We start from the raw sequence: 26,080 nt of genomic DNA on the forward strand, positions 1-26,080 counted from the left end.
GGCTGCTCGGAGGTACCAGCGAAGAGCAAATCCCCCCCGTCCCCCCTTCGCAAAGGGGGGAGCTCGAGGTCAGGTACGGCACTTCGGGGCACACAAAGCCCCTCCCTCTGAACATCCTCCCTCTCCCCCCGGGAGAGGGTCGGGGTGAGGGCGCCGCGGGATAAGAGAGAAGGGACTGAAGCATATAAGGACGAAAGAGGACGATGCCCAAACTGATCATCGATGACATACCGGTAGAGGTCGCGCCGGGAACGAGCGTGCTGGAGGCGGCGCGAAGCGTCGGCATCACCATCCCGCACTTCTGCTACCATCCTGCGCTCGCCATCGCCGCGGCCTGCCGCCTCTGCGCCGTGAAACTCCTGGACGGCCCGGTGAAGGGAATCCAGATGTCGTGCGCCCTCCCGGCCCAGGACGGCATGGTGGTCTCGACCACCGATCCCGAAGCACTCAGGATGCGCCAGTTGGTGATCGAGTGGCTCATGATGAACCACCCGCACGACTGCCCGGTCTGCGACGAGGGGGGCGAGTGCCTCCTGCAGGACTTCACCATCGCGGGGGGACACAGCCGGCGCCGCTACCAGGGTAAGAAGAGGACCTTCCAGAACCAGTACCTCGGCGAGACGATCCACCACGAGATGAACCGCTGCATCGAGTGCTACCGCTGCGCCAGGTTCTACCAGGATTACGCCGGCGGTACCGACTTCGGTGTGACCGGGAGCGCCGGCCGGGTCTACTTCGGCAGGTTCCAGGAGGGGGCCCTCGAGTCTCCCTTCTCAGGCAACCTGGTCGACATCTGCCCGACCGGGGTCTTCACCGACAAGACCGGGCGCTTCCGGGCCCGCTACTGGGACTACGAGTTCGCCCCCTCGGTCTGCCAGCACTGTTCGGTCGGCTGCAACACCGCGCCCCAGAACTTCCAGAGGGAGACCATCAAGATCGTGGGACGCCGCAACGACCAGGTGAACGGCTGGTTCATCTGCGACCGCGCCCGCTTCGACAAGGGTTACCTGAACGACCCGCAGCGCCCGCGCGAAGCGCGCCTGGATGGTGCCACCTGCGGCTACGAAGACGCCATCGATGCGGCCGCCAAGGCGATCGGGAAGTTCGTCGCCCAAAACGGTGCGAAAAGCCTCGCCTTCGTCGGCTCCTCAAGACTCTCCCTGGAGGGGATGACCCTACTGGCGCAGCTCGCCCGCACCGTCGACGGCGCCAGGCTCTGCTATTTCGGCGACGGGGCAGAGCTTGCCGGCAGCGTGGCGGCGGCGAGACTACTCCATGAGAAGAACAGCGCCTACCTGCGTGACATCGAGAAGGCGGAGTGCATCGCGCTCTATGCCCTTGATCTCATGGAGGAAGGCCCCATGCTGGCCCTGGCGGTGCGCAAGGCGTTTCTTGCCGGTGCGCAGATCTACCTGGTGGACGGCGATCCTATTCCGGCCAAGCAAAAGCTTCCCTTCACCTTCACCGCGGTAGCCAACCTGGACGAGGTCCCCTTCGAGGGGGGCGGCAGGGGGGTGGTCATCGCAGGCGCCGGGAAGAAGGATGCGGACCTTTTGGATCAGCTTGCCTCGGGGGGAGCCAAGCTCGTGATGCTACAGCCGGGCCCCAACGCCATGGCGGGGGGGCTCCTCACCCTGGAATTCGGGGGAGAAGCGTTTTCGGAGCTGGCTTCGGCCGGGAAGATAAAGGGTGTCGTCTGCTTCGAAGCAGACCTTCCCGACGGGTTCAACGCCGACGTAGAGGTGCTGGCCTGCGCAGACTGGCGTACCAGCGCGGCTGCCGCGAAGGCGCCGGTCTTTCTCCCCACCACCCCCTGGATCGAGTCGGACGGCACCGCCATCAACTACGAGGGGCGCGCGCAGCGCTTCCGGCGCACGCGGGTGTCCGGCCTTCCCCTTAAGGGGCTGGACTCCAAGTACTACGGCTCCGCAGCCGACGCAGCGGCAGAGCACCCGCCACGGGTGCATCGAAAAGAGATACCCGGCGGCGCGGAGCGGGACGCCTGGCGTGTCATGGCGCAGCTCATCGAGAGACTGGGGGGACGGACCATCGAGGAGCCCCTCACCGGGAGATGGAGCAAACTGAAGGACCTCGATCCGGAAGGTGAAGGGGTCCGCGTCTTCAACCTTCTGCAGGGCGATCCAAGGACCGAGCCATGACTTGGGATACCGTCGACATAGCGCTGATGCTCGGGAAGATCGTCTTCGTCTTCGCCGTCATCCTCACCTACGCAGCCTACCTGGTGCTGGCGGAACGGCGCATCCTCGGCTTTCTCCAGGACCGCATCGGCCCGAACCGCGTCGGCCCCTGGGGGCTTTTGCAGCCGCTGGCCGACGTCATCAAGATGCTCACCAAGGAGGACATGATCCCGAGCGCTGCGGACCGCCTCCTCTTCTCGTTAGCACCGGCCATGGCGGCGCTGCCGGCCATCCTCACCTTCGCCATCATCCCCCTGGGGGCACCGGTGGAGATCTTCGGGCACAAGGTGACCATGCAGGTCGCCGACCTGAACGTGGGGGTGCTCTACTTCATGGCGCTCTCATCGGTCGCGGTCTATGGCGTCGCCCTCGGCGGCTGGGCCTCCAACTCGAAGTACGCGCTCCTCGGGAGCATCCGCGGCCTGTCCCAACTCATCTCCTACGAGCTTTCCATGGGGCTCTCCCTGGTTCCCGTGGTCATGCTGGCCAAGTCGCTGAGCCTCGCCGACATCGTCAACGCCCAGGCCGACATGCCGTTTATCGTGTACCAGCCGCTCGCCTTCGCGATCTTCCTGGTCAGCATCCTGGCCGAGTGCCGCCGTATCCCATTCGACCTCCCCGAGGCGGAAGGGGAGCTCGTCGCCGGATTCCACACCGAGTATTCCGGGATGCGCTTCGGGCTCTTCTTCGTCGGGGAGTACATCAACATCATCTCTTTGGGCTCGCTCGCCTCGCTCTTCTTCCTGGGCGGATGGCGCGGCCCGCTACTGCCGCCGATCCTCTGGTTCTTCATCAAGGTCGGATTGTTCTCGTTCCTGTTCATCTGGGTCAGGGGAACCCTGCCCCGCCTTCGCTATGACCAGCTCATGCATCTGGGCTGGAAGTTCCTGACACCGCTAGCTCTTCTCAATATTCTGGTCACCGGTTGGTGGCTGGCTTTACGATAGGGGGCGTTGTACTGGGCAATGCATTCAACAAAGGAGGAACTGCGATGACGACAACCGTGGAAGTCGAGTTGGGGGCAGGGTTTACAGCACAGGTGGATGCGGTGGACAAAAACGGCCACACCGCACTCATGGACGCGGCAAAGGCCGGCAATCTTGCTGAGGTGAGCGAGCTTTTGGAGCGCGGCGCCAGCATCACCGCCAGAAGCGACAAGGGAAAGACCCCGCTGCATTTCGCAGCAGCGCACGGCAAGGCGGACGTGGTACGCCTGCTGCTGCAAAAGGGCGCCGAGGTCGATGCCCGCGACCGCGACGGCCACACGCCTCTCATGCTGGCAGCCAACTACGGCTGCACCCAGACCAGTCAACTGCTGGTCGACAACGGCGCCGACCCCATGGCGCTGTCATACTCCGGAACCACCGCCCTGGCCTACGCAGAGAACAACCGTCACAAACAGACCCTCGACGTCTTGCTGAAGGCACTACGGCCCAACTAACACCTCCTTCCGGCAGACAGCCCCGCGCTGTCTGCCGGGCCCCGGCCGCCTCTCCGGGCGCGGCAAATCCTGCCGAAGTTTGAGGCGACGGCAGGCAACTTACGGCAACAAGAACAACATCGGGAACAGATGTCCATACTGACCGACATAAAAGAGATCTTTACCGGCCTTTCCATCACCCTGCGCCACATCTTCAGGAAGCCGGTCACGGTGCAGTTCCCCGAGGAGCGTCGGCCCATGCCGGAGCGCTTCCGCGGCAGCATCGTCCTGACCCGCGATCCCGACGGCGCCGAGCGCTGCGTCGCCTGCTATCTGTGCTCCGGGGCCTGCCCCGTCGACTGCATATCGATGGCGGCGGCCGAAGGTGAGAACGGCCGGCGTTACGCCGCCTGGTTCCGCATCAACTTCTCGCGCTGCATCCTGTGCGGCCTCTGCGCCGAGGCGTGCCCGACACTCGCCATCCAGATGTCGCCCGAGATGTTCAACTGCAGGCGCCAGGTGATCGACATGGTGTACGAAAAGGAAGATCTGCTGATCGACGGGACCGGGAAAGATCCCGACTACAATTTCTACCGCCATGCCGGCATCGGCGTGGTGCAGCCGCGCGGTAGCGGCGACGGCGAGCAGGCGCCCTTCGACCCGAGGAGCCTCATGCCGTAGAGGCTTAAAAAGCTCCATCCGAGCACTCCTCCCCCTCCGGGGGCGGGAACGCCAGGGGTGGGAATCGCATAATCTGGAGAGAGATGGAAGCGACTGTTTTCTACATACTGGCGGCGATACTGCTGATTGGAACGCTCTGCGCCATTACGGCGCGGCAGGCGGTGCGGGCGATCGTCTACCTGGTGGTTTCGTTCTTCGCGCTGGCCTTGATGTTCTACCTCCTGGGCGCCCCGCTCATCGCCGCCTTCGAGGTCATCATCTACGCCGGCGCCATCATGGTGCTCTTCCTGTTCGTCATCATGATGCTGGAGCTGGAATCGCCCGAGAAGCTGCCCAAACCGCGCTTTTCCGACTGGTGGCCGGCCCTGGCCCTGGTGGTCGTGGTGGTGGGCGCGCTGGCGGTGCTGCTGCTCAGCCACGTGCGGGCGGTCCCCCCTGGCTTCACCGACATCCCGGTGCGCCAGTTCGCCTACACGCTCTTCAAACAGTACGGGGTCGCCGTGGAGATCGTCTCCATGCAGCTACTCTTCGCCCTGGTGGGCGCGCTGTACCTCGGGAGGCACAAATGAGCGTACCGCTGTCGCACGTCCTGATCGTCGCCTCGCTCATGTTCGCCATGGGTCTTGCCTGTGTCGTCGCCTGGCGCGCGAACGTGATCATGATGCTCATCGGGATCGAGATCATGCTGAACGCCGTCATGCTCACCTTCGTCGGTGGCTCCGCGCACTGGGGCATCGCCGATGGACAGCTTTTTTCGCTGATGCTAATGGCACTCACCTCGGCTGAGGTGTCGCTTGCGCTCGCGATGGTCGTCTACCTACACCGGCGCAAGCAGACGGTCAACACGGACCGGTTCGATTCGATGAAGGGATAATGATGCCGGCAACCTACCTGACATTGATGCTCCTCTTCCCGCTTCTGGGCGGTCTCACCTGCGCTATCGCCGGGAGGAAACTGCCGCGCGTGCTGGTGGAGAGCCTCGCCTGCGCCGCCGTCTTCGGGAGCTTCGTATGCGCGCTCCTCACCGCCCTATCCTACACGGCGCCGACGGTGGTCACCCTGGCGGAATGGTTCGCGAGTTTCGACCTCGTCATCCCGATCTCGCTCTACCTCGATCCCCTTTCGCTCTCGCTTTCCGTGATGATCGGCTTCGTGTGCGGCCTGATCCACCTCTACTCTGTCTTCTACATGCGCGAGGACGAGGACTACGCGCGCTACTTCGCCCTGCTGAACATCTTCGTCTTCGCCATGCTGACCCTGGTCCTCGCCGAAAGTCTGCCGCTTCTCTACCTCGGCTGGGAGGGCGTCGGCTTCTGCTCGTACCTCCTGATCGGTTTCTGGTACCGGGACACGAACAACGCCGACGCAGGTCGAAAGGCGTTCATCACCACGAGGATCGGCGACACCGCCTTCATGATCGCACTTGCCTGGGTCTTCCAGCTCTTCGGGACCCTCTCGGTGACGAAGCTGAACGGCATGGGCTTCCTGATGCCGGTCTCCGTACTCACCGCCCTCGGCATCCTTTTCCTCATCGCCGCCATGGGCAAGTCGGCCCAGGTCCCGCTCATGGTCTGGCTTCCGGACGCGATGGCCGGCCCGACACCGGTCTCCGCCATGATCCATGCGGCAACCATGGTCACCGCCGGGGTGTACCTCCTGGCCCGCATGTACCCGCTGATTTCAGCCTCGCATGCAGCGCTTGCCGCCATCGCCGTGACCGGCGCGGTGACAGCCTTCTACGGCGCCACCTGCGCCCTCGCCCAGCGCGACCTGAAACGTGTGCTCGCCTATTCGACCATCAGCCAGATCGGCTACATGATGCTCGGCGTCGGTGCCGAAGCAGTCACCGCGGCGACCTTCCACCTGCTGGTGCACGCCTTCTTCAAGGCGCTCCTCTTCCTCGGCGCGGGCTGCATCATCGCAGCGATGCACCACGAACAGGACATCTTCAAAATGGGCGGGCTCCGGCGGACGCTGCCGCTCACCTTCTGGAGTTTCCTCGCCGGTGCCGCCTGCCTAGCGGGCCTGCCTTTTACAGGCGGCTTCTTCAGCAAGGACAGCATCCTCATGGCGGTCTGGCACAAGGGGGGAGCGCTCTACCAGTCCCTGTACCTTTTGGGACTCCTGACCGCCCTCATCACCGCCTTCTACAGTTTCCGTCTCGTCTTCTTGGTCTTCGGGGGGAGCAACGGACACGTGCACCGCACCTCCGGCCTCGGCGTGATGCAGGCGGTGCTCATCCCGCTGGCCATACTCGGTCTCTTCGGCGGCGTACTGGACCTGCCGGGATACATCGGCGAAGGTCTCCTCACCCGCCTCTTCGCCGCTATCCCAGGGGGCGGCGCCGTTGAGGCGACGCACGAGCAGGAGATCGTCATGCAGGCCGTGGCCGGGACACTCGCACTCGCGGGACTCGCGGCGGCGTGGCTGCGCTACGGCAAGGGACGCGCGCACCGGATGCAGGAGGCGCAGTCGCCTCCCTCCCCGCTCATCTCGTTCCTCGCCAACGGCTGGTATTTCGACGCGTTGTACAACGTCCTTTTCATCCGCCCCTACCGCGCGCTCGCCGGCATTTTGTGGGAGCGCATGGACAAAGGGGTCATCGACGACTCGCTGGACGGTCTGGGCAAGGGAATCGGCTCGGTCGGTCAGCGGCTCGGGCGCTGGAGCACCGGGCGCGTCGCAGTCTACCTGATCAGTTTCGCCGCCGGGGGAGCCCTCATCCTTTGCTACCTCGCGTGGCTCGTGCTGTAACGTAACCGGCGCAAACGCGCCACGGGACCTCTGATGACATCTCTCATCCCGATACTTTCGCTGCTTATCTTCCTCCCGCTCGTGGGAGCGCTGCTCGTGTTCGCCCTTAGGCAAAGCGCGTCTGCCGCGCGGTGGCTCGCGCTCGCCTTCGGCGCGGCGGAGTTCGTCCTCGCCTGCGCCCCGCTCGCCCTTGACCGCCAGGGCACGGCGCAGGTCGGCGTACCCACCGGGTTCTTCCTGTACCAGGACCATGGCTGGATCGACCGTTTCGGCATCCGCTTCACCCTCGGGATGGACGGCATCAGCCTCGTCATGGTTATCCTCACCGCCTTCATCACCATCGTCGCGATCATCGCCTCGTGGAAGGTGAAGGAGCGGCAGGGACTCTACCTGTCACTGCTCCTGGCCCTGCAGGGCGCGGTGCAGGGGCTCTTCCTGAGCCTCGACCTTTTCCTCTTCTACCTTTTCTGGGAAGCGATGCTGATCCCGATGCTTTTCCTGATCGGCGTCTGGGGAACCGGCAGGCCGGTCTACTCGACCATCAAGTTCTTCCTCTACACCTTCGTCGGCTCGCTCCTCATGCTGCTCGCCATCATCGCGCTCTACCTGATGCACGGCGCCCAGACCGAGAGCTACACCTTCGCGCTTCCGGCGCTCATGCACACCACCGTTCCGTACCAACTGGGGCTCTGGCTTTTCGGCGCATTCCTGCTCTCGTTCGCCATCAAGTTCCCGCTTTTCCCGCTACACACCTGGCAACCCGACGCTTATTGCGACGCCCCCGTCGCCGGTACGCTCATGCTCGCGAGCCTGCTATCGAAGACCGCCGCCTACGGCCTGATCCGCATCGCCTACCCGCTCTTCCCCGAGGCCTCCCGCGCACTGACGCCGCTCGTCTACGTGGTCGCCGTGCTCGGCATCTGCTACTTCGCCTGGGTCGCCTTCGCGCAGCGCGATATGAAGCGGATGCTTGCCTACTCGAGCGTGAGCCACATGGGGTTCGTCGCACTCGGGATCGCGGCGTGGAGCCCGGTGGCCGTTTCCGGAGCGCTCATGCAGATGGTGAACCACGCCATCACCACCGGCGCGCTCTTCGTCATGGTAGGCATGCTCGACGAGCGCGTGGAGAGCCGCGACCTTTCAGATTTCGGCGGCGTATGGGGCAAGGTCCCCGTGCTCGCCTTCTTCTTCCTCATCTTCAATATGGCCTCCGCCGGGGTGCCGGGGTTGAACAACTTCGTGAGCGAGCTGATCGTCCTGGTCGGTGTTTTCAAGGTCGCGCCCGCCGCCGCACTGGGGGCTTTTCTGGGGAGCGTCCTGACGCTCATCTACACGGTGCGCCTGGTGCAGGAGGTGCTCTTCGGCAAGGAGAGCAAACCGACCGTGCTCGCGGAGGTTTCGCTGAGAGAAGGAAGCGTGCTGGTTCTGCTAGCCGTGGTAGTGGTGTATCTTGGCGTGCACCCCGGGCCGGTGCTGGACCTGTTCAAGGCGCCTTTGGAGCTTCTGCTGAATAAGTAACCCCGGAACGCAGATGACCCAAACCTCTGTGGTTAGCTTTTGGAGCATTTAGAATGACCCTTACCGAACTATATTGCCTCATGCCGATTGTGATCACGGGCTGCGCTGCGCTCTTCGTGCTGCTGTGCGGACCGCTGCTCCTTTCCTCGAGCCTTACCGCCATTGGGGTCACCGCTTCCGCTGCCGCCGGCATCTGGGCTGCCTTCACGGCACCCGCACCCATCCAGTGCATCCCGGGACTCGCCTTCACGCCGCTTGCCCAACTGCTGATCCCCCTCTTCAGCTTCGCCGCCGCGCTGACCCAGCTCCTCTCTCACGGCTACAACGAACGGCGCATCCTGAAGGGAGAGGAATATCCAGCGACCGTCCTCTTTGCGCTTTTCGCCATGTGCGTGCTTCCCTGCGCCACCAACATGCTGATCCTCTTCCTTGCGCTGGAGTCGGTCTCCTTCGCCTTCTACATCCTCGTCAGCATGGATCTCAACCGGGCGGAATCGGGGGAGGCGGGGCTTAAGTACCTCCTGATGGGAGCCGTCGCGGCGGCCTTCACCGCATTCGGCTTCGCGCTCATTTTCACGGGTAGCGGCACCCTTGCGCTTTCAGCAGCGCTTGCGCGCCCCGAGAACAGGGCCATCATCTCCGCAGGCTGGGGTGTCCTCATCCTCGGCATGGCCTTCAAGCTCTCGCTGGTCCCCGCCCATCTCTGGACGCCCGACGTCTACCAGGGCGCACCTTCACCGGTCGCGGCCTTCCTCTCCACGAGCTCGAAGGTCGCCGCTGCAGCACTGCTTCTCATCCTGCTCGGGCACTTCCCCCCCATGGCCGAGCTGCGCGCCCCACTCGCCCTCCTATCCGTTCTTTCTATGGTGCTCGGCAATCTGGCCGCCCTCAGGCAGACCAACATCAAGCGGATGCTCGCCTACTCCTCGGTCGCACACATGGGATACCTGGCCCTCGCGCTACTGACCGGCTCTCGGGACGGCTATGCGGCGGTGCTTCTTTACGGCGCCATCTACACGGCCATGAACCTAGCCGCCTTCGGCGCCATCTCTTCGCTCTCTTTCGAAGAGGAGCGCGAGCAGATCACGGATTTCACCGGAATCGGCTTTTCCGCACCGGTCCGAGGTGGAGTGCTCGCCCTCGCCATGGTCTCTCTGGCCGGCATCCCCCCGACGGCCGGCTTCATCGGGAAGTTCTTCATCTTCTACTCGGCCCTGAAGAGTGGCCTGATTGCACTCGCAGTCATCGGCATCCTTAGCGCGGCAGCATCCGCCTACTTCTATCTCAGGGTAGTCGCGCAACTCTACATGCACCGCTCCGAGGCCCCCGCACCTAAGCCGGTCGGTTTTGCCGAAGGACTCGCCCTTTGCGCTGCATCGGTCTGCATCCTCGTCATCGGCGTCTATCCCGGCCCGCTACTGGAAATGGTGGAATCGGCCTTGCGTTAGACACCGCGGCTTCCCCTGATGCATAAGAAAAAGCCCCGCTGGTCCTATAACCGGCGGGGCTTTTTTGTTCAACATGGGGATGGCACTGTCAGTTGAGACTGTCCCGGAAGGAGTTCAGGTACTGCAGGTCGAAGGAGCCGTCCATCTCGCCGTACATGATCTCCAGGGCGCTCTCCTTCGAAAGGGCCTGGCGGTAGGACCTAGTCGTGGTGAGGGCGCTGAAGACGTCGGCGATGGCCGTGATCTTGGAGCTGCGGGCGATGTCGTAGCTGGAAAGCCCGTCGGGATAACCGCTGCCGTTCTCCTTTTCGTGGTGATGCTTGACGATCCCCAGGGCCACAGGGGTGAAGATACCGAGATCCTTCAAGGTGCTGAAACCGTAGACGGGGTGCTTCTTTACCTCTTGAAATTCGGTAGCGGTTAGCCTGCCCGGCTTGTCGAGCAACTCCTTCGGGACGTAGACTTTTCCGTAGTCGTGGAAGAGCGACCCCATCCCGACGTCCATAAGCTCGTCGCTACTCAGCTCGAACATCCTGACATGGAGGGCTATCGAGTAGGTCGCAACTGTACTGAGTGAACATAGGTGTAGGTGTTGTGGTCTACCAGGCTGCTGAGTGCAGGCATGACACCGTCCGACTTCATCACGTCATCCAATATATGCTGGATCAGGTTCCTGCAGCGCTCCACGTTTTGCCTGATAGCGATTGCGGGGCTGTCGAATATCTCTTGAACGTAGTTGACCGAAGTCTGGTACAGCATCGCCTGTTTGACTTCGGGCTCGAGGTGCTCGTCGTTCAGGGCCGCCGCGAGGTTGGCTTCGACGTACTGGTTGAAGATAGACATCTCCGCCGATTTCACGTAGAGGTGCGTCACGTTGTTATCCAGCAACCGCTCCTTATCCCACTGTGTGAAGGAGAGATCCGGATTCTTGTAGAGCACGTGGTTTTCGCCGTGCTTTATAAACAGCGATACGCCCGGCAGAGTTTCGGGTACCAAGGATTCCAGCTGGATCATCCTGTACATGCCGACCTCCTGAAGAGTTCTGTCCGGCCCCCGCTCAGCACCTGTCACAGTCCGACCGCTTACAATGTATTAGAAATCACAAATATCGTAGTCTATCATGTCTTTTCACAATTGCCGCCCGGAGCCCCCTTCCGCGGCTGCGCCCCACAAAGAAAAAGGGGGAGAAGCTTGCGCCCCTCCCCCTTCAACACTCCACTATGTGCCACCCGTTACCAGGTCTCCTCCGGCTCGCCCCAAAGGTTGAAGGCGATGTCGTCCAGAAGTTCGGCGATCCCCTCGCCGGTCGCGGCCGAAATCGGGAAAACCCTGATGCCGCGCTCCTCGAAGTAAGGGAGTACCTTCTCCAGGTTCTCGCGAACGTGCGGCAGGTCGATCTTGTTGATCACCACGGTCTGCCGCTTCTCAGCGAGCTCCGGGTTGAAGAGTGCGAGCTCGCGGTTGATCGCCTCGTACTCGGCAATCGGGTCCCGGTCGGGCATCCAGGAGAGGTCGAGCAGGTGCAGCAACTGCCCGGTGCGCTCCAGGTGCTTGAGGAAGCGGTGCCCAAGGCCTGCCCCCTCGCTCGCACCCTCGATGAGGCCCGGGATATCGGCCATGACGAAGGTGCGGTAGTTCTTGTATTTCACGACACCCAGGTTCGGCTTCAGCGTGGTGAAGTGGTACTCGGCGATCTTCGGGCGCGCCGCTGAGATCTTGCTGATGAGCGACGACTTCCCGACGCTCGGCATCCCAAGAAGGCCGACGTCCGCCATGAGCTTCAGCTCGAGCCTGATCCAGCGCTCCTCACCCGGCTCGCCGGGCTGCGCGAACTTCGGGGCCTTGTGCGTCGCGGTCTTGAAGCGGGCGTTCCCCTGCCCGCCGCGTCCACCTTTGAGGAGCACGATGGAGGAATCCGGGTCGGTCATGTCGGCAAGCGTTTCGCCGGTCTCCGCGTCCTTGATCACGGTGCCCCGCGGCACCAGGATCTCCTTGGCCTCGCCATTGGCGCCGTGCCGGTCGCTCCCCATGCCGTTCTTGCCACGCCCTGCCTTCTGGTGCGGGTGCTGGCGCAGGTCGAGCAGCGTAGCGAGGTGCGGCGATACCTTCACCACCACGTCACCACCCTTGCCGCCGTCGCCGCCGTCGGGACCGCCCAGCGGTATGAACTTCTCGCGCCGGAAGGAGACGCACCCCCCGCCGCCGTCACCGGACTTCACGTAAATCTTTACTTCATCAATGAAACTCATTAGGAACATTCCTGTGCAAACGGCAAAAGCCCGGACCTTGCGGCTCCGGGCTTTCACACTTTCGTCTTGCTGCGCTGGCTAGTTGGCCGGGTAGACGGAGACCTTCTTACGGTCTTTGCCCATACGCTCGAACTTCACCACGCCCTCGATAAGGGCGAACAGCGTGTAATCCTTGCCGAGGCCAACGTTGTTGCCCGGGTGGATCTTGGTGCCGTGCTGACGGTAGATGATGTTGCCGGCTTTCACCGCTTCGCCGCCGAACTTCTTGCAACCAAGTCTTTGGCCGTCGGAGTCGCGACCGTTCCTGGAACTACCGACGCCTTTCTTGTGTGCCATTTTCTGCTCCTTCTGCCGGTAGCGGCCCTGATTCTAAAATCGCGGCTGCCGCACCGCCGTTTAAGATATTACCTAGGCGTTGATCTTCTCAATCTTGAGGATAGTCCTGAGTTGACGGTGCCCGTTAAGTTTCCTGGAGTTTTTCCGGCGCTTGGATTTGAAGACCAGAATCTTCTTGTCTTTGCCCTGCTCGACAATTTTGCCGACTACAGAGGCGCTGGGCACTAAAGGTGTTCCGATAACAACCTTATCGCCGCCAACCATCAGGATTTCGGAGAACTCAACGGTATCGCCTACCGCGCCCTCCAGTTTTTCGACTTTCAGAAAGTCGCCTTCGGAAACTTTATATTGCTTCCCTCCGGTTTTGACTACTGCGTACATGAACTTCACCACCTTTACTCTGGATTTACAATTGAGCGGTCAAACTTATCTTGAAAAGTATTTTGAGTCAAGGTTTTTTTGTGACACGTGCAGTTTTTCTGTGAGGGACACACAGACTACCCGAGGTCTACAAATACCTCGTCACCGCGGATCTCTACGGGGTAGATCGTAAGAGGGCACTCCGGGTGCTCAGGACAGATGCCGGTCTCCAGGTCGAAGCGGTAGCCGTGACGCTGGCACGAGAGTTTCCCGACTTCTTTGACCAGCGCCCCCTGCAGCGGCGCCCCCTGATGCGGACACTCGTGTTCACAGGCGTAGACCTTCCCCTTGGTCTTCACCAGGAGGACCTTCTCCCCGCCCACTTCAACCAGTTTCTTGCCGAACTCCGGAATCTCGGAAACTTTCGCTGCGAATACCATGGAAATGCCTCCTTACCTTTTTAGTTCAAACAGCCCTTTTACCGGACATTGAATAAGCGAGTACGGCGAGCCCCGCGAATAGCAGCGGGATCCCGGCGAGTGCCGTATGGGTGAGCCGCTCGCCCAGGAACAGTATTCCTAGGAGCGCAGCCACCAGCGGTTCTGCGAGTGACAGGGTGACCGCCGAGGCGACCGGCACGCTGCGCAGTCCCATGGCGAAGAGACAATAGGAAAGGGCGGTAACCACCACGCCGAGGTAGAGCACGACGCCGATCCCCCGCGGCTGGGCGACCCAATGGAGATCCGCCATGAAGAGAATAGGGGCGAGGAGCAGGGCTCCCAGACTGAAGACCACAGCCATGACCGCCTCTGAGGAGCGGCCGGGTAGGAGCACCTTGATGGCCATGGTGTAACAGGCATAGGAAGTGCCGGCACCGAGAGCGAGTAGGACACCCACCACGTCGATGGCTACCCCTCCTCCGCCGGTGACCAGGAGGCTGCAGCCGGCCAGGGCGAGCACGGTGGCGATGCCCCAGGCACGTCCCGGGCGCTCTCCCCGGACGACAAATCCGAGTATCCCGGCGATGACCGGCGAGCTCCCGATGGCGACGAGGGTGCCGACAGCCACGCCGGTCCTGCTTACGGCGGTGAAAAAGGCGAGTTGGTATATGGCGACGAAACCGCCCGCAGCCAGGGTGCCCCAGAAGGGCCAGCGTCCTTTGCCCAGGCCGCCTCTCAGGAAGGCGAGGACCATGAGTGCCGCGCCCCCTGCCAGCAGACGCAATGCGCCGACGCTCCAGGGGCTGACACCTTCGGGCGCCAGGGCCTGCGAGGTCCCCGAGGTTCCCCAAAGGGTGGCGGCAGCAAGGACGAGCAGGGCACCGCCGGCGTTGCGTGCGGCCGGCGCTGCTGCTGCAGTGTTATTTTCTGCCTGGATGTCCATCGTTGCAGTACTCTCTGAGACCCTGTCAGACAAGTCAGACAGGTCGGACGGTGTTAAAACCGTTTAGCTGTGCTCGCGGGTGGCGTGGAAGTTTAGGTCCTTCCAGTTCTCCATGGTGTTGTCCAGGCGCCACTGGCTCCCGGCAAGGTACGCAAGGTTCCCTTCTCCGTCCAGGTAGAGGCTCATCGCCTCTTTCTTCTGGAACTCGTCGAGCCTCTTCCTATCGCCGGTGACCCAGCGGGCGGTGACGTAGGAGACCGGCTCGTAGGTCGCCTTGACGCCATACTCGTGCTCGAGGCGATGCATGACCACGTCGAACTGCAGCATACCCACCGCGCCCACGATCCAGTCGGCGCCCATCAGGGGGCGGAAGACCTGGGTGGTCCCCTCCTCGGCGAGCTGCACGAGCCCCTTCTCCAGGGACTTCGACTTGAGCGGATTCAGGATGCGTACTTTACGGAAGTGCTCCGGTGCGAAGTTCGGGATACCGGTGTACTTGAGATCCTCACCCTGCGTGAAGGTGTCGCCGATCTTGATGGTGCCGTGGTTGTGGATGCCGATGATGTCGCCCGCGTAGGCCTCGTCGACGTTGGTGCGGTCCTGGGCCATGAAGATGGTGGCGTTGGAGATCTGGACTTCGCGGCCAAGACGCAGGTGCTTCACCTTCATGCCACGCACGAACTTGCCGGAGCAGATGCGGAAGAACGCGATGCGGTCGCGGTGCGCCGGGTCCATGTTCGCCTGGATCTTGAAGGTGAACCCGGTGAACGGCTCCTCGTAGGGGGAGACGGTACGGGTGGTGGCTTCGCGCGGCAGCGGCGACGGCGCGTTCTCCACGAAGGAGTCGAGCAATTGCTGCACGCCGAAGGTGTTGATGGCGGAGCCGAAGAAGACCGGCGTCTGTTTCCCGGCCAAGTAGGCCTCGGCGTCAAACGGGTGCGCCGCTCCTTCCAGGAGCTCGACGTCGTTACGCAACTCCTCCACCTGGCTCCCCAGCAGCTCGTCAAGAAGCGGGTCTTCCAGACCCTTCACCGTGATGACCTCCCCGACGCCGCGGTCCGCCTCGGGGTCGTAGAAGGTGATCTCCTTGGTGTAAAGGTGGTAGGTGCCGCGGAAGCGTTTTCCCATCCCGATGGGCCAGGTCATGGGCGCGCACTGGATCTTCAAGGTGCTCTCGATGTCGTCGAGCAGGTCGAGCGGCTCGCGCCCCTCACGGTCCAGCTTGTTGATGAAGGTCATGATCGGGGTGTTGCGCAGGCGGCAGACCTCGAGGAGTTTCTTCGTCTGGCTCTCGACACCCTTCACGGAGTCGATGACCATGAGCACCGAGTCAACCGCGGTCAGGGTGCGGTAGGTGTCCTCGGAAAAGTCGTTGTGGCCTGGGGTGTCCAGGAGGTTGATCTCGAAGTCGCGGTAGGTGAACTTCATGACCGAAGAAGTGACCGAAATGCCACGCTGTTTTTCCATCTCCATCCAGTCGCTCGTGGCATGCCGCGCCGACTTTCTCGCCCGGACCTCGCCCGCCTGCTGGATGGCACCGCCGAACAGCAACAGCTTCTCGGTTATGGTAGTCTTACCGGCGTCCGGGTGACTGATAATGGCGAAGGTGCGCCGCTTCTCTATCTCTTGTTCGTGGTACCGTATCAACTTAAACTCCCGTTAAAATTCTCTGGACAAACGAAAGGCGAAGAGGGTATCTTCGCCAAGCGCTACAACGTGGCATAATTGCACAGCAAGCGCCTAAAGAGCAATAACTTTTTTCGGGCGGAACCGACCATGAACGACAACTACCAGAGGTTGCAACTTGCCGACGAGCAGCGTGACCGAGCCGAGATCCTCGCGACTCTGGCCGCCATCCGCTCCGGCAAGCTGAAAAACGACCTCAGGCTCCTCAACTTCTACCGTGAAGTCCCGGTAAGCTACGGTGCGGAAGTCCTCACCATCGAAGAAAATGACGCCGAACTTCTGGTGCACCAGGTACAGGCCGTTGTCATAGCACAGGAAAAGCTGACCGTACTGAAGAGCAGCCACTTCCGCCGGGATGTGGTCGCCTCGGTGACCTACGTAAATGTAGAGAAATCACGGGTCATCCTGTCCAATCCGGGTTACACGCTGGTCCGCGCCGACCGCCGTATGTCGGTGCGCGTGCAGCTTGGGGTAACCATCAAGGCCTGGTTCGCCGCACCGGAACTTGAAGCGACGGTGCGTGGCAAGCTGCACGACATGTCGCTCACCGGCATGACCATGGACGTCGAACGCAACCCCGGTCTTCCCCTGAGCCAGAAAGGGGAACTGTCCATCGCCCTTCCTACCGGTACCATCGTGATCGCGGCATCGCTTTTAAAGGTGTTCGAGAGGGACGGCAGCTGCCGGCTCGTCTTTGAAATAGCGCCCACGCGTTCCGAGGAACTCAACATCTCCCAGTACATATTCCAGCGCCAGGTGGAGATCATCAAGGAGCTCAAGGATCACCCCGGCGTCACCACCTGACTCCATGTTTTTTGACAGCCACTGCCACCTGGATGACCCGCGACTCCGGCCCCGCCTCGACACGCTCATCCCGGAGGCGGAACACGCCGGTGTGACCGCCTTCCTGGTCCCGGGCGTTGCCCCGGAAGGCTGGCCGGAGATCGAAACACTCGCCCTTCGCTACCACCAGGCCCTACCCGCCTACGGCGTACACCCCATGCACGCCGACCAGCTCACCCCCACAACCCTCTCGGAACTCAGACGCTACGCTCCCTTCGCCACGGCCATCGGAGAAATCGGGCTCGATTACCTGCTCCCTTCGCCATCCCGCAAAATGCAACAGGAGGCCTTCCGGGCTCAATTGGAGATCGCCCGCGAAGCAGGGCTCCCCGTGCTGCTGCACTGCCGCCGGGCCTTCGACGACCTGCTCGCCATAATCAGGGCAGCGGGGATCCAGGCCTACGGCGGCGTGATGCACTCCTTTTCCGGCAGCGTCGAGACGGCTATGACCTGCCTGCGGCTCGGGCTGCACATCTCCCTCTCCGGCACCGTCACCTACCTGAACGCCAGGCGACCGGTCGACGTCGCGGCCGCCGTCCCCCTTGAGTGGCTACTGCTCGAGACCGATGCGCCGGACCTCTCGCCGGAGCCCCATCGTGGGGAGGTGAACGTTCCCGCCCATCTCCTGGCCACGGCGCGGCGGGTCGCACAGATCCGTGACATTCCGGTCGAGGAACTCGCCCGCATTACGTCGGAAAACGCCAGGCGGCTCTTCAAGCTCGACCACTCCCTGCGCCCCCGCCCCAGACATTAGGCTGTATTCACTCGTTTTTTCGGGTATTTGACCTCCCCGGTCCCTTCGATATACTCTTTGCCAAGCAATCCCACTGAAGCCTACGGAGGTGCAGCCATGTTCAAGGAGTACACACTGCAGGAAGCATTGAAGCTGGCGATCAAGACCGAGAAGGAGAGCATGGACTTCTACCGGCGCGCGGCTTCGGTGAGCAAGGACGAAAGATCGAAGAAGGTTTTCGACCTTCTGGCCGGCGAAGAGGTCAATCACCTGAAGGCCTTCTTCGATTACTACCGCGGAGGCGACCTGGGTGACATCGACACCTACATCGCCTCGCCGCCGGACAAGCAGTCGGCTACCCACCTCGCCCTGGAGCAGGCGATCGCAGCCGACAGCCACGAGCAGAAGGCGCTGGAAATCGCGCTCAAGGAGGAGAAGGCCTGTATCGACTTCTACACCATCCTGGTGAAGGACGTGGTGGACCCGCTGGTGCGCAAGGTATTCGAAACGGTGATCAAGGAGACTCAGGGGCACTATGACATGATCGAGGACGAGTACATGCGCGTCATGACCATGGTGCACAGCTCGGATCAGAACATCTACGTGAGGGAGTAAGAAAAGGCGCCCGAAGGGCAAGTGCAGTCAAAAGAAAGCCTCCGCACCCTTTGGTGCGGAGGCTTTCTTTTTTTACCGGCCTCGGCTTGCTGTTAAGACTCAGCTTCTAGGCCACGTACTGGGCGTAGTACCCTTTCACCTTCGCCAGGTACCCCCTCGTCTCGCGTGGGAGGCTCTCGGTGCCGTGACGGTCAACATTGCCGGGGCCCCAGTTGTAGGCGGCCAGTGCCTCATCCACGTTGCCGTTGTACCGCTGCAGCATGTCTTTCAAAAACCGGGTCCCGGCCATGACGTTCTGCTCGGGATCAAAGGGGTCGGTGACACCCAGCCCGCGCGCGGTGGCGGGCATCAGCTGCATAAGCCCCTGCGCACCGGCGGAACTCACGGCCCGCGGGTTAAAGCCGCTCTCGGCCTTAATAACGGCCCGGATCAGCCCACTGTCTACCCCGTAACGCCTGCTTGCCTTATCTATGATCGCATCCGTGCCGCTGTCCGCACCGGAAACCGGCACCTCCGGCAGACGTCCGGCCGCGAAATTTGATTGCTGCGCCTGGAAGGCCCCCTCGGGACCTTGGTCGACTGCGGGCTCCCCACCCCCGGCCGCTACACTCCCGGATGGGAGCTGCTCAAGGAACCGATTCAACAGCCCCTGCACGTTCACGGAACGGGACGGCGCCGCAGGCGCATTAGCATCACTGCCGATATCGAGGGCGGAACTCAGCATCTTGAGGCGCAACACTTCGGCCGCCGCTTCCGCCGTCACCTCGCCTCCGGACGTTTTCGATGCCAGCATCTCCTCAAACGGAACAGTCGCGCTCGTATTCCCGGACGCGGCTATCCCCTTCTTGGTTGCTTCGACGCCGCCAGGCGCCGTGGTTACCGGATTTATCGACATCAGCCCCCCTGTTACGGGGAAACCGGATGCTCCCCGTAGACCAGTTTTTTCTTCTTCAGCTTCTCGATCAGCGTGGTCCGCTTCAGGTTCAAAAGCTCGGCGGCTTCCTTCTTGTTACCGCCGCTTCGCTCCAGAGCCTGCAGGATCAGCCGGTTTTCGAACTCCTCGACGGCGCTGTTCAGGCAGAAACCGTCGTCGGGGAGGTTGATCATGTGCTCGCCGTGCACCGCCGGGGTGCTGCGACCGCCGCGGTACTTCTCGGGAAGGTCGTGGATGTTGATCACCCCGCTCCCCTTGATGATCACCAGGCGCTCGACCAAGTTTTCCAGCTCACGGACGTTGCCGGGCCAGTCGTAGCTCCCCAGTATCTCCATGACCTGCTTGTCAAAACCCTGCACCTTGCGCTGCTTGCTCCGGTTGAACTTCTCCAGGAAGCTGTTCAAAAGCAGCGGGATGTCTGCGCCGCGCTCCCGCAGAGGGGGGAGCATGATCGGGATCACCGAGAGCCGGTAATACAGGTCCTCGCGGAACTCTTTCGACGCCACCATGTGGTCCAGGTTCTGGTTGGTGGCGGCGATGATCCTCACGTCCACCTTTTTGGAGCGGGTGGAACCCACCGGCTCCAGTTCCCGGCTTTGCAGCACGCGCAGCAGTTTGACCTGGAGGTTCGCCTTCATGTCCCCGATCTCGTCCAGGAACAGGGTACCCTTGTCGGCCATCTCGAAACGACCGACGCGAGTGGCGACGGCACCGGTGAAGGACCCCTTCACGTGGCCGAAGAGCTCGCTCTCCAGAAGCTCGTCCGGGATCGCCGCACAGTTGAGGGCGACGAAGTTCTTGTCCGAGCGGTTGGAGAGGTCATGGATGGCTCGCGCCACCAGCTCCTTGCCGGTCCCCGACTCACCCTGGATCAGCACGGTGGAATCGGAGGTGGCGACCTTCTCGATCATCTCGAAGAGCGAGAGCATCTTCTCGCTTTCCCCGATGATGTTGTTGAGAAGTGCCCTGTTCTTTATGCAAGGCTTGGACCGGAAGCTCTTGCTCTGCAGCGCCTGGTGCTCGAGACCGCGCTTGACGTGCGTCTCCAACTCCTCAAGGTTAAAGGGTTTTTCCAGATAGAAAAAAGCCCCCGCCTTCAGGAGATTAGCCGTCATCTCGTTATTGGCGAAGGCGCTGTAGGCTATGGTGACAATCTCCGGACGGAGCGACTTCAGCTGCCGGATGAACTCCAGTCCGTTCACCCGCGGCATCATGATGTCCGTGATGACCATCTGCACGTCGTGCGTTTCTATCTTCTGCAGGGCATCCTGCCCATCAAAGGCCTGGTAAACCTGGTACCCCTTGTAGCTCAGGAAAGCGGCCACGAAGTCCCTGGTTTTCTTATCATCATCTGCTATCAGTATTTTCGGCGTTTCCATCATTTCCCCGGATTTCGTTAAAGTTGCCTCGAAATAAGCCGATACAAAAACGGTCCGATCGAAACTATAGCGAGTTCTCCCCCCAATGTCAATTAAATGACTTGCCAGGGAAGTCACCCATGTCAATTTTTTGCTGACAGGGGTGTCGGGACGGCAACTACCATGGGCCGGACCGCTCGGGACGGGCCTTTGCAGAAGAAGTCGCCTGAATTCGTTAGAGAAAAAAAATATTCAACCTTTATCCGGCATGGCCGATTAGCACAGTATGGCGGGCGCCCGCGCCCGTAGAGATTTCAGCGCAGACGGAGGGTCCATGGAGACCGCACTCACTAAGGTAAAGAGCGAAGAGTACGGGGGCGAGCTGATCCAACTGGTGAGCTTCAACCTCGAGAAGGAAGAGTACGGGATCAACGTCCTGATGGTGCGTGAGATCATCCGGATGCTCAACATCACCCGCGTCCCGAACACGCCGCACTACGTGGAAGGGGTCATCAACCTGCGCGGCAAGGTCATTCCCATCATCAACCTGCGCAAGAAGTTCGATCTCATGGAGAACGACTACGACAAGCGCACCCGCATCATGGTGATGGAGGTGGTGGGTGAGCTGATGGGCTTCATCGTTGACGAGGTCTCCGAGGTCATCCGCATCTCGGAAAAAGAGATCCAGCCTCCCCCCCCTGTCGTTTCCAGCGGCATCGAGCAGGAGTGCATGGCCGGCGTCATCAACCAGGCTAACCGGCTCCTGGTCCTGCTCGACCTGGAGAAGATGTTCACCGCCGACGAGAGGCGGCTGTTCACCAACGTAGGATAAGGCACCAACAGGGGAAACGGTTTCCCCTTCCCGGAGCGCAACATGGCCATAGATTGCGAAGATCAGGAGCTACTTGACGGTTTCCTAGCCGAAACCACCGAACTCCTGGAAAAACTAGACGACGACCTGATCACCCTGGAGAAGAGTCCGGAAGACGCGGATCTGATGAACCGGATCTTCCGCTCCATCCACACCGTGAAGGGGGCCTCCAGCTTCCTCGGCTTCGACATGCTCGTCAAGGTCACCCACAAGACCGAGGACGTCTTGAACCGCCTGCGCAAGGTCGAGCTCAGACTGAACCCGGAGATCATGGACGTGATCCTCGAGGCGGTCGACCTGGTGAAGACCCTCGTAGCCGACATAAAGGCGGGCGAGATCGTCGAGCGGGACCTCGAGGGAACCATCAACAAACTGATCCCGTATCTCTCCGAGAACGCGGTCGAGGCGACCGTTCTCGCCCCCGTGTTCGCGCCCAAGGAGGGTAGCGCACCTGCAGCCCCCTCCTCTGCGGCCGAGCCGGAGCCAGTGACCGAACCCGCGGCGGCTGAGCCTCAGCCGGCGGCACCCCAGGCGGCAGCTCCACAGCAGGCGGCTCCTCCGCCGCAGCCGAAACCGCAGCCGGTTAAGGAATCGTCCAAACCCGCCCCTCCCAAGGGGGGGGAGGATCTTGCCGACAACTCCACGGTCAGGGTCGACGTGAAGCGTCTCGACGACCTGATGAACCAGGTGGGCGAGCTGGTGCTGGAGAGAAACCGCATGATCCAGCTCCACAGCGATTTCCAGACCGGTCTGGACCCCACCGGCTTCGGGGACGATTTCGGCAAGCTATCCAAAAGGCTCAACTTCGTCACCTCGGAACTGCAGATGCAGGTCCTCAAGATGCGCATGCTTCCGGTGGAGAAGGTCTTCAAGAAGTTCCCGCGCATCGTAAGGAACCTCGCCCGCGACCTCGGCAAGGAAGTGGACCTCATCATCTACGGTGAGGAGACCGAACTGGACCGCTCCGTCGTCGACGAGATCGGCGATCCGCTCATCCACCTGATCCGTAACGCGCTGGACCACGGCCTGGAGACTCCCGACGAACGCCTCGCCGCCGGCAAGGGACGTACCGGCACCGTGGTACTCTCCGCCGCCCACGAGGGAAACCAGATCGTCATCAGCATCAAGGACGACGGCCGCGGCATCAACCCGGACAGGATCGCGAGGAAGGCGATCGACAAGGGGCTCGTCAGCGAGGAGCAGGTGGCTGCCATGGGGACCCGCGAAATCCTCGACCTCATCTTCCTCCCCGGCTTCTCCACCAAGGAGCAGACGACCGACCTCTCAGGGCGCGGCGTCGGCATGGACGTGGTGCGCACCAACATCAGGAAGCTGAACGGCATCATCGAGATCAAGAACGAGCTCGGCCACGGCAGTGAGTTCATCCTGAAACTGCCGCTTACCCTGGCCATCATCCAGTCGCTCTTGGTCGAGGTCGAGGGTGAGGTCTACTCGATCCCGCTCGCCTCGGTCATCGAGACCATGCGGGTGAGCAAGAAGGAATTCCACATGATCGGCGGTCAGGAGGTGCTCAAACTCAGGGACTCGGTGCTTCCGCTTTTGCGCCTGCAGCAGGCCTTCGGCGTCAGCGAAGTCTACTCGGAGCGCGACACCTGCTACGTGGTAATCGTCGGCGTAGCCGAAAAAAGAATCGGCCTGATCGTGACCAGGCTCCTCGGGCAGCAGGAGGTCGCGATCAAGTCGCTTGGCAAGTTCCTGGCCAACCTCCCCGGGATAGGCGGTTCGACCATCATGGGAGACGGCAGGGTAGCACTGATCGTGGACCCGATCGGTCTGGTCGGGGGCGGGGCAGCCTGAGGGGACAACAATGGCCTTAGACATGAAACCATTTGACGCGAAGAGCGCCCCGAAGATTTCCGATAAGGATTTCGAACAGCTTCGGGACTACATATACAACGTCTGCGGCATCTACTTCCACAGCAGCAAGAAGTACTTCCTGGAAAGCAGGCTGGCGCGCAGGATGGAAGGAACCGGCTGCAAGACGCATGCGGACTACTACCAGTTCGTGCGCAGCCCGGCCACCGGCCGCAGTGAACTCTCAAAGCTCCTCGATGAGATCACCACCAACGAGACCTGCTTCTTCAGGAACATGCCCCAGCTGAATGCGCTGGAGAACAAGTTCCTGCCGGAGATCGTCGCGGCCAAGGGGAAGATCGGCTTCAAGAAGCTCCGCATCTGGAGCGCCGGTTCATCCTCCGGGGAAGAGGCCTACACCATGGCGATGATCCTTCTCGAAAAGCGGCAGACCCTCCTGAAGGACTGGATCATCGAGATCGTCGGGACCGACATCAACGAGACGGTGCTGGCCCAGGCCCGCGAGGGGGTCTACAACAGCTACTCGGTGCGCAACACCCCGGACTACTACCTGAAGAAGTACTTCAAGGAGGAGGCTCCCGGGAGGTTCGTGCTCTCCCCCGAGGTGAAGAAACTGGCCACCTTCAGCCAGCTGAACCTCTACGACGACAACAAGATGCTCTTCATGAAGAGCTTCGACTTCATCTTCTGCGCCAACGTGCTGATCTACTTCGACACATCGTCGAAGAGCAAGGTGGTGCAGCACTTCTACAACAACCTGCAGCCGTATGGCTACTTCTTCGTGGGGCAGTCCGAGTCGCTGCACGGGGTGAACGACAAATTCAAGACCGTACACTTCCCCGGCGGGTTCACCTACAACAAGTGAGGACGATGCGATGGATAAAAAAGCCATGATGCAGACCGCCCAGGAGATGGTCGAGAGTTTCGTAGACCTCCCAACCATCCCGCACGTGGCCACCCGGGTGATCGAGCTCCTGGACCGCCCCGGTGTCGAGCTGGACGAGGTGGCCGACATGATCCTGGCCGACCAGGTCCTCGCGGCACGAGTCATCAAGATGGTGAACTCCCCGCTCTACAAGCCGGCGAACGAGATCAAGTCGGTGAAGAGGGCCCTTATCTACTTAGGCTTCCGCCACATCCGCGAGCTCGCCTTTACCTGCTCCTTCGTCGACGTCTTCGAAGGAAGGGACGGCATCTTCGACGTGCGCTCATTCTGGGAGCACTCCTTCGGCGTGGGGGTCGTGGCCAAGATCATCGCCCAGCGGGTGCGCTATCCGGACACCGAGAAGGCCTACCTCGTCGGCATCGTGCACGACATCGGCGAAGTCTTCCTCTCCTTCTACCGCAAGGACGCCTTCCGCTCCCTGCTCGATTCCGTCAAGGGGCAGCCCTTCCGGCTGGTGGACAAGGAGGCGGAGTACCTCGGCACCTCCCACAGCGAGATCGGCTACTGCATCGCGAAGAAATGGAACTTCCCGGCCGACTACTGCGAGGTGATCGCGCTGCACCACGCACCGGAAGACGCGACCATCGATCCGACGCTCTGCGCCATCGTCAACCTGGCCGACCTCTTCTGCTCGGTGCGCCAACTCGATTACGGCGGGACCTCCTGGGTCTCCTTCAATCTGGCCGAGGAGAAGGCCTGGGCCATCCTAAGGTCTTACGCCCCGAGCCTCGCCGATCTCGACGTCGAACGTTTCTGCTACGAGCTCGATGACCGCGTCCCGGAAATCCAGGACATGGTCAAGTCGATCTTCCAGGGGATAGGAGCCTCAGAACCGTCATGATGCCAGCAATGCCGAAAAAGCTCAGGGTGCTGATCGTCGACGATTCCTCCTTCATGCGCATGGCGATCCGGGGCATCCTCTCCAAGGCCCCCGGCGTCGAGATCGTCGGCATCGCCGCGGACGGCATGGAAGGGGTCGACAAGGCACTCGCCCTCAAGCCCGACCTCATCACCATGGACGTGGAGATGCCCCGCATGGACGGCATCGCCGCGTTGAAGCAGATCATGGCGAAGCAGCCCACCCGGGTGATCATGGTCTCCACCCTCACCTGCGAGGGGGCCCGTTCCACCTTCGAGGCGCTCGAGGCGGGCGCCTTCGACTACGTCCCCAAGAACGTCAGCGACAACAAGGACGCCCAGGCGGTGTTCCAGAAGGCGCTTCTTGAAAAGGTCCAGGAAGCCTCGGTGAGCAGTATCCCGAAGCGTCCGGGCATGGGTCTCGTGCAACGCGTCACCCCGGCGCCGGCGGTCCGCCCTTCCCAGTTCGCCCACCGTCGCATCGGCTGCGTCGGCATCGGCGCCTCGACCGGTGGGCCGGTCGCACTCCAGGAGGTCATCTCCCGTATCCCGGTTAACTTCCCGCACGGCATCGTCGTCGCCATCCACATGCCAAAGGCCTTCACCGGCCCCTACGCCGAGCGTCTCAACGCCAAGTGCTCCCTCACCGTCAAGGAGGCCGTGGACGGAGATATCGTAAAGGGTGGACAGGTGCTGGTCGCGCCGGGTGGGATGCATACGACGCTGGTCAAACAGGGGAACAACATCGTGGTGAAGACCTCGCCGACGAGCGAGTTCCCGCAGTACATCTACATCCCCTCGGTGGACCAGATGATCACCTCGCTCGCCGACGCAAGCAACGGCGCCATGCTCGGCGTGATCCTGACTGGTATGGGAAACGACGGTTTCAAGGGGATGAAACATCTGAAGGAAAAGGGGGGGCTGACCCTCGTGCAAAACGAGGCAACCTCGACGATCTACGGCATGCCGCGCGCATGCATCGACGGGAAGGTGGCCGACGTGGTGCTTCCGCTGGATCAGATCGGTTTCGAGATCGGCAAGATAGGTTAGACG

27 protein-coding genes are annotated in these 26,080 nt (G+C 61.8%); 17 read left to right on the top strand and 10 right to left on the bottom strand.

The window, feature by feature from the left end; all coding sequences use genetic code 11:
* Positions 1–203: 203 nt before the first annotated feature.
* The 9 genes from E4633_RS03395 (at position 204) to E4633_RS03435 (ending at position 10,019) form a co-directional block, all read left to right on the top strand.
* Positions 204–2,159: a 2Fe-2S iron-sulfur cluster-binding protein gene (locus E4633_RS03395; RefSeq protein WP_135868850.1), complete on the top strand. Its 1,956-nt coding sequence runs from the start codon at positions 204–206 to the stop codon at positions 2,157–2,159.
* Complete coding sequence (gene nuoH / locus E4633_RS03400; protein ID WP_135868851.1) at positions 2,156–3,145, top strand: NADH-quinone oxidoreductase subunit NuoH; 990 nt, start codon at positions 2,156–2,158, stop codon at positions 3,143–3,145. The genes E4633_RS03395 and nuoH overlap by 4 nt, the downstream gene beginning before the upstream one ends.
* 44 nt (positions 3,146–3,189) lie before the next feature.
* Positions 3,190–3,639, top strand: a complete 450-nt coding sequence (locus tag E4633_RS03405) for an ankyrin repeat domain-containing protein (protein ID WP_135868852.1) — start codon at positions 3,190–3,192, stop codon at positions 3,637–3,639.
* Positions 3,640–3,768: 129 nt separating this feature from the next.
* The gene (gene nuoI, locus E4633_RS03410) at positions 3,769–4,299 is read left to right on the top strand and encodes an NADH-quinone oxidoreductase subunit NuoI (protein WP_129125202.1); all 531 of its coding nucleotides are present in this window, start codon (positions 3,769–3,771) and stop codon (positions 4,297–4,299) included.
* Positions 4,300–4,382: 83 nt separating this feature from the next.
* Entirely contained in the window at positions 4,383–4,868 is a 486-nt protein-coding gene (locus E4633_RS03415) for an NADH-quinone oxidoreductase subunit J family protein (protein ID WP_135868853.1), read from the top strand.
* Positions 4,865–5,173 carry an NADH-quinone oxidoreductase subunit NuoK gene (nuoK, locus tag E4633_RS03420; RefSeq protein ID WP_135868854.1) on the top strand — a complete coding sequence of 103 codons (309 nt, stop codon included), beginning with the start codon at positions 4,865–4,867 and terminating at the stop codon, positions 5,171–5,173. The genes E4633_RS03415 and nuoK overlap by 4 nt, the downstream gene beginning before the upstream one ends.
* 2 nt (positions 5,174–5,175) lie before the next feature.
* The gene (gene nuoL / locus E4633_RS03425) at positions 5,176–7,053 is read left to right on the top strand and encodes an NADH-quinone oxidoreductase subunit L (RefSeq protein ID WP_407925450.1); all 1,878 of its coding nucleotides are present in this window, start codon (positions 5,176–5,178) and stop codon (positions 7,051–7,053) included.
* Positions 7,054–7,086: 33 nt separating this feature from the next.
* Complete coding sequence (locus E4633_RS03430) at positions 7,087–8,571, top strand: complex I subunit 4 family protein (RefSeq protein WP_135868856.1); 1,485 nt, start codon at positions 7,087–7,089, stop codon at positions 8,569–8,571.
* A 53-nt stretch (positions 8,572–8,624) separates the two neighbouring features.
* The gene (locus tag E4633_RS03435; RefSeq protein ID WP_135868857.1) at positions 8,625–10,019 is read left to right on the top strand and encodes an NADH-quinone oxidoreductase subunit N; all 1,395 of its coding nucleotides are present in this window, start codon (positions 8,625–8,627) and stop codon (positions 10,017–10,019) included.
* An 88-nt stretch (positions 10,020–10,107) separates the two neighbouring features.
* Here the strand turns inward: E4633_RS03435 and E4633_RS03440 are convergent, their stop codons facing one another.
* The 8 genes from E4633_RS03440 to E4633_RS03475 form a co-directional block, all read right to left on the bottom strand.
* Positions 10,108–10,551 (bottom strand): HD-GYP domain-containing protein, encoded by a 444-nt coding sequence (locus E4633_RS03440; protein WP_135868858.1) that lies wholly within the window; start codon positions 10,549–10,551, stop codon positions 10,108–10,110.
* A 14-nt stretch (positions 10,552–10,565) separates the two neighbouring features.
* Entirely contained in the window at positions 10,566–11,042 is a 477-nt protein-coding gene (locus E4633_RS03445) for a hypothetical protein (RefSeq protein WP_135868859.1), read from the bottom strand.
* Positions 11,043–11,251: 209 nt separating this feature from the next.
* Positions 11,252–12,268: a GTPase ObgE gene (gene obgE, locus E4633_RS03450; RefSeq protein ID WP_135868860.1), complete on the bottom strand. Its 1,017-nt coding sequence runs from the start codon at positions 12,266–12,268 to the stop codon at positions 11,252–11,254.
* 78 nt (positions 12,269–12,346) lie between these two features.
* Complete coding sequence (rpmA, locus tag E4633_RS03455) at positions 12,347–12,604, bottom strand: 50S ribosomal protein L27 (protein WP_012528602.1); 258 nt, start codon at positions 12,602–12,604, stop codon at positions 12,347–12,349.
* Positions 12,605–12,676: 72 nt separating this feature from the next.
* Positions 12,677–12,985: a 50S ribosomal protein L21 gene (rplU, locus tag E4633_RS03460; RefSeq protein ID WP_129125194.1), complete on the bottom strand. Its 309-nt coding sequence runs from the start codon at positions 12,983–12,985 to the stop codon at positions 12,677–12,679.
* A 116-nt stretch (positions 12,986–13,101) separates the two neighbouring features.
* Positions 13,102–13,404, bottom strand: a complete 303-nt coding sequence (locus E4633_RS03465) for a Rieske (2Fe-2S) protein (protein WP_135868861.1) — start codon at positions 13,402–13,404, stop codon at positions 13,102–13,104.
* 25 nt (positions 13,405–13,429) lie between these two features.
* On the bottom strand, positions 13,430–14,347 hold the full coding sequence (locus E4633_RS03470) for an EamA family transporter (protein WP_135868862.1): 918 nt from the start codon (positions 14,345–14,347) through the stop codon (positions 13,430–13,432).
* Between the two features lie 63 nt (positions 14,348–14,410).
* Entirely contained in the window at positions 14,411–15,991 is a 1,581-nt protein-coding gene (locus tag E4633_RS03475; RefSeq protein WP_135869569.1) for a peptide chain release factor 3, read from the bottom strand.
* A gap of 132 nt (positions 15,992–16,123) precedes the next feature.
* On the opposite strand from E4633_RS03475, the gene E4633_RS03480 reads away from it, so the two are divergent.
* The 3 genes from E4633_RS03480 to E4633_RS03490 all read left to right on the top strand — a co-directional run bounded on the left by E4633_RS03480 (position 16,124) and on the right by E4633_RS03490 (position 18,224).
* Entirely contained in the window at positions 16,124–16,837 is a 714-nt protein-coding gene (locus tag E4633_RS03480; RefSeq protein WP_135868863.1) for a PilZ domain-containing protein, read from the top strand.
* Positions 16,838–16,841: 4 nt separating this feature from the next.
* Positions 16,842–17,630: a TatD family hydrolase gene (locus tag E4633_RS03485; RefSeq protein WP_135868864.1), complete on the top strand. Its 789-nt coding sequence runs from the start codon at positions 16,842–16,844 to the stop codon at positions 17,628–17,630.
* Between the two features lie 96 nt (positions 17,631–17,726).
* The gene (locus E4633_RS03490; protein ID WP_135868865.1) at positions 17,727–18,224 is read left to right on the top strand and encodes a ferritin-like domain-containing protein; all 498 of its coding nucleotides are present in this window, start codon (positions 17,727–17,729) and stop codon (positions 18,222–18,224) included.
* A 106-nt stretch (positions 18,225–18,330) separates the two neighbouring features.
* Here the strand turns inward: E4633_RS03490 and E4633_RS03495 are convergent, their stop codons facing one another.
* Positions 18,331–19,119, bottom strand: coding sequence for a lytic transglycosylase domain-containing protein (locus tag E4633_RS03495; RefSeq protein WP_135868866.1), 789 nt, complete (start codon positions 19,117–19,119; stop codon positions 18,331–18,333).
* 11 nt (positions 19,120–19,130) lie between these two features.
* Positions 19,131–20,537 (bottom strand): sigma-54-dependent transcriptional regulator, encoded by a 1,407-nt coding sequence (locus E4633_RS03500; protein ID WP_135868867.1) that lies wholly within the window; start codon positions 20,535–20,537, stop codon positions 19,131–19,133.
* 313 nt (positions 20,538–20,850) lie between these two features.
* Between E4633_RS03500 and E4633_RS03505 the strand changes: the two genes are divergently transcribed.
* Genes E4633_RS03505 through E4633_RS03525 form a run of 5 tightly spaced genes read left to right on the top strand, consistent with a single transcriptional unit; the run spans position 20,851 to position 26,077 of the window.
* A complete protein-coding gene (locus E4633_RS03505) occupies positions 20,851–21,348 on the top strand; it encodes a chemotaxis protein CheW (protein ID WP_135868868.1) in 498 nt (165 codons plus the stop codon).
* A gap of 42 nt (positions 21,349–21,390) precedes the next feature.
* Positions 21,391–23,205, top strand: a complete 1,815-nt coding sequence (locus E4633_RS03510) for a chemotaxis protein CheA (protein ID WP_135868869.1) — start codon at positions 21,391–21,393, stop codon at positions 23,203–23,205.
* A 10-nt stretch (positions 23,206–23,215) separates the two neighbouring features.
* Positions 23,216–24,088: a CheR family methyltransferase gene (locus E4633_RS03515; RefSeq protein ID WP_135868870.1), complete on the top strand. Its 873-nt coding sequence runs from the start codon at positions 23,216–23,218 to the stop codon at positions 24,086–24,088.
* Between the two features lie 10 nt (positions 24,089–24,098).
* Positions 24,099–25,010, top strand: coding sequence for an HDOD domain-containing protein (locus E4633_RS03520; RefSeq protein WP_135868871.1), 912 nt, complete (start codon positions 24,099–24,101; stop codon positions 25,008–25,010).
* The gene (locus E4633_RS03525) at positions 25,007–26,077 is read left to right on the top strand and encodes a protein-glutamate methylesterase/protein-glutamine glutaminase (RefSeq protein WP_135868872.1); all 1,071 of its coding nucleotides are present in this window, start codon (positions 25,007–25,009) and stop codon (positions 26,075–26,077) included. The genes E4633_RS03520 and E4633_RS03525 overlap by 4 nt, the downstream gene beginning before the upstream one ends.
* Positions 26,078–26,080 lie beyond the last annotated feature (3 nt).

This window comes from Geomonas terrae (assembly GCF_004791675.1).
In the GTDB taxonomy this organism is placed as follows: domain Bacteria; phylum Desulfobacterota; class Desulfuromonadia; order Geobacterales; family Geobacteraceae; genus Geomonas; species Geomonas edaphica.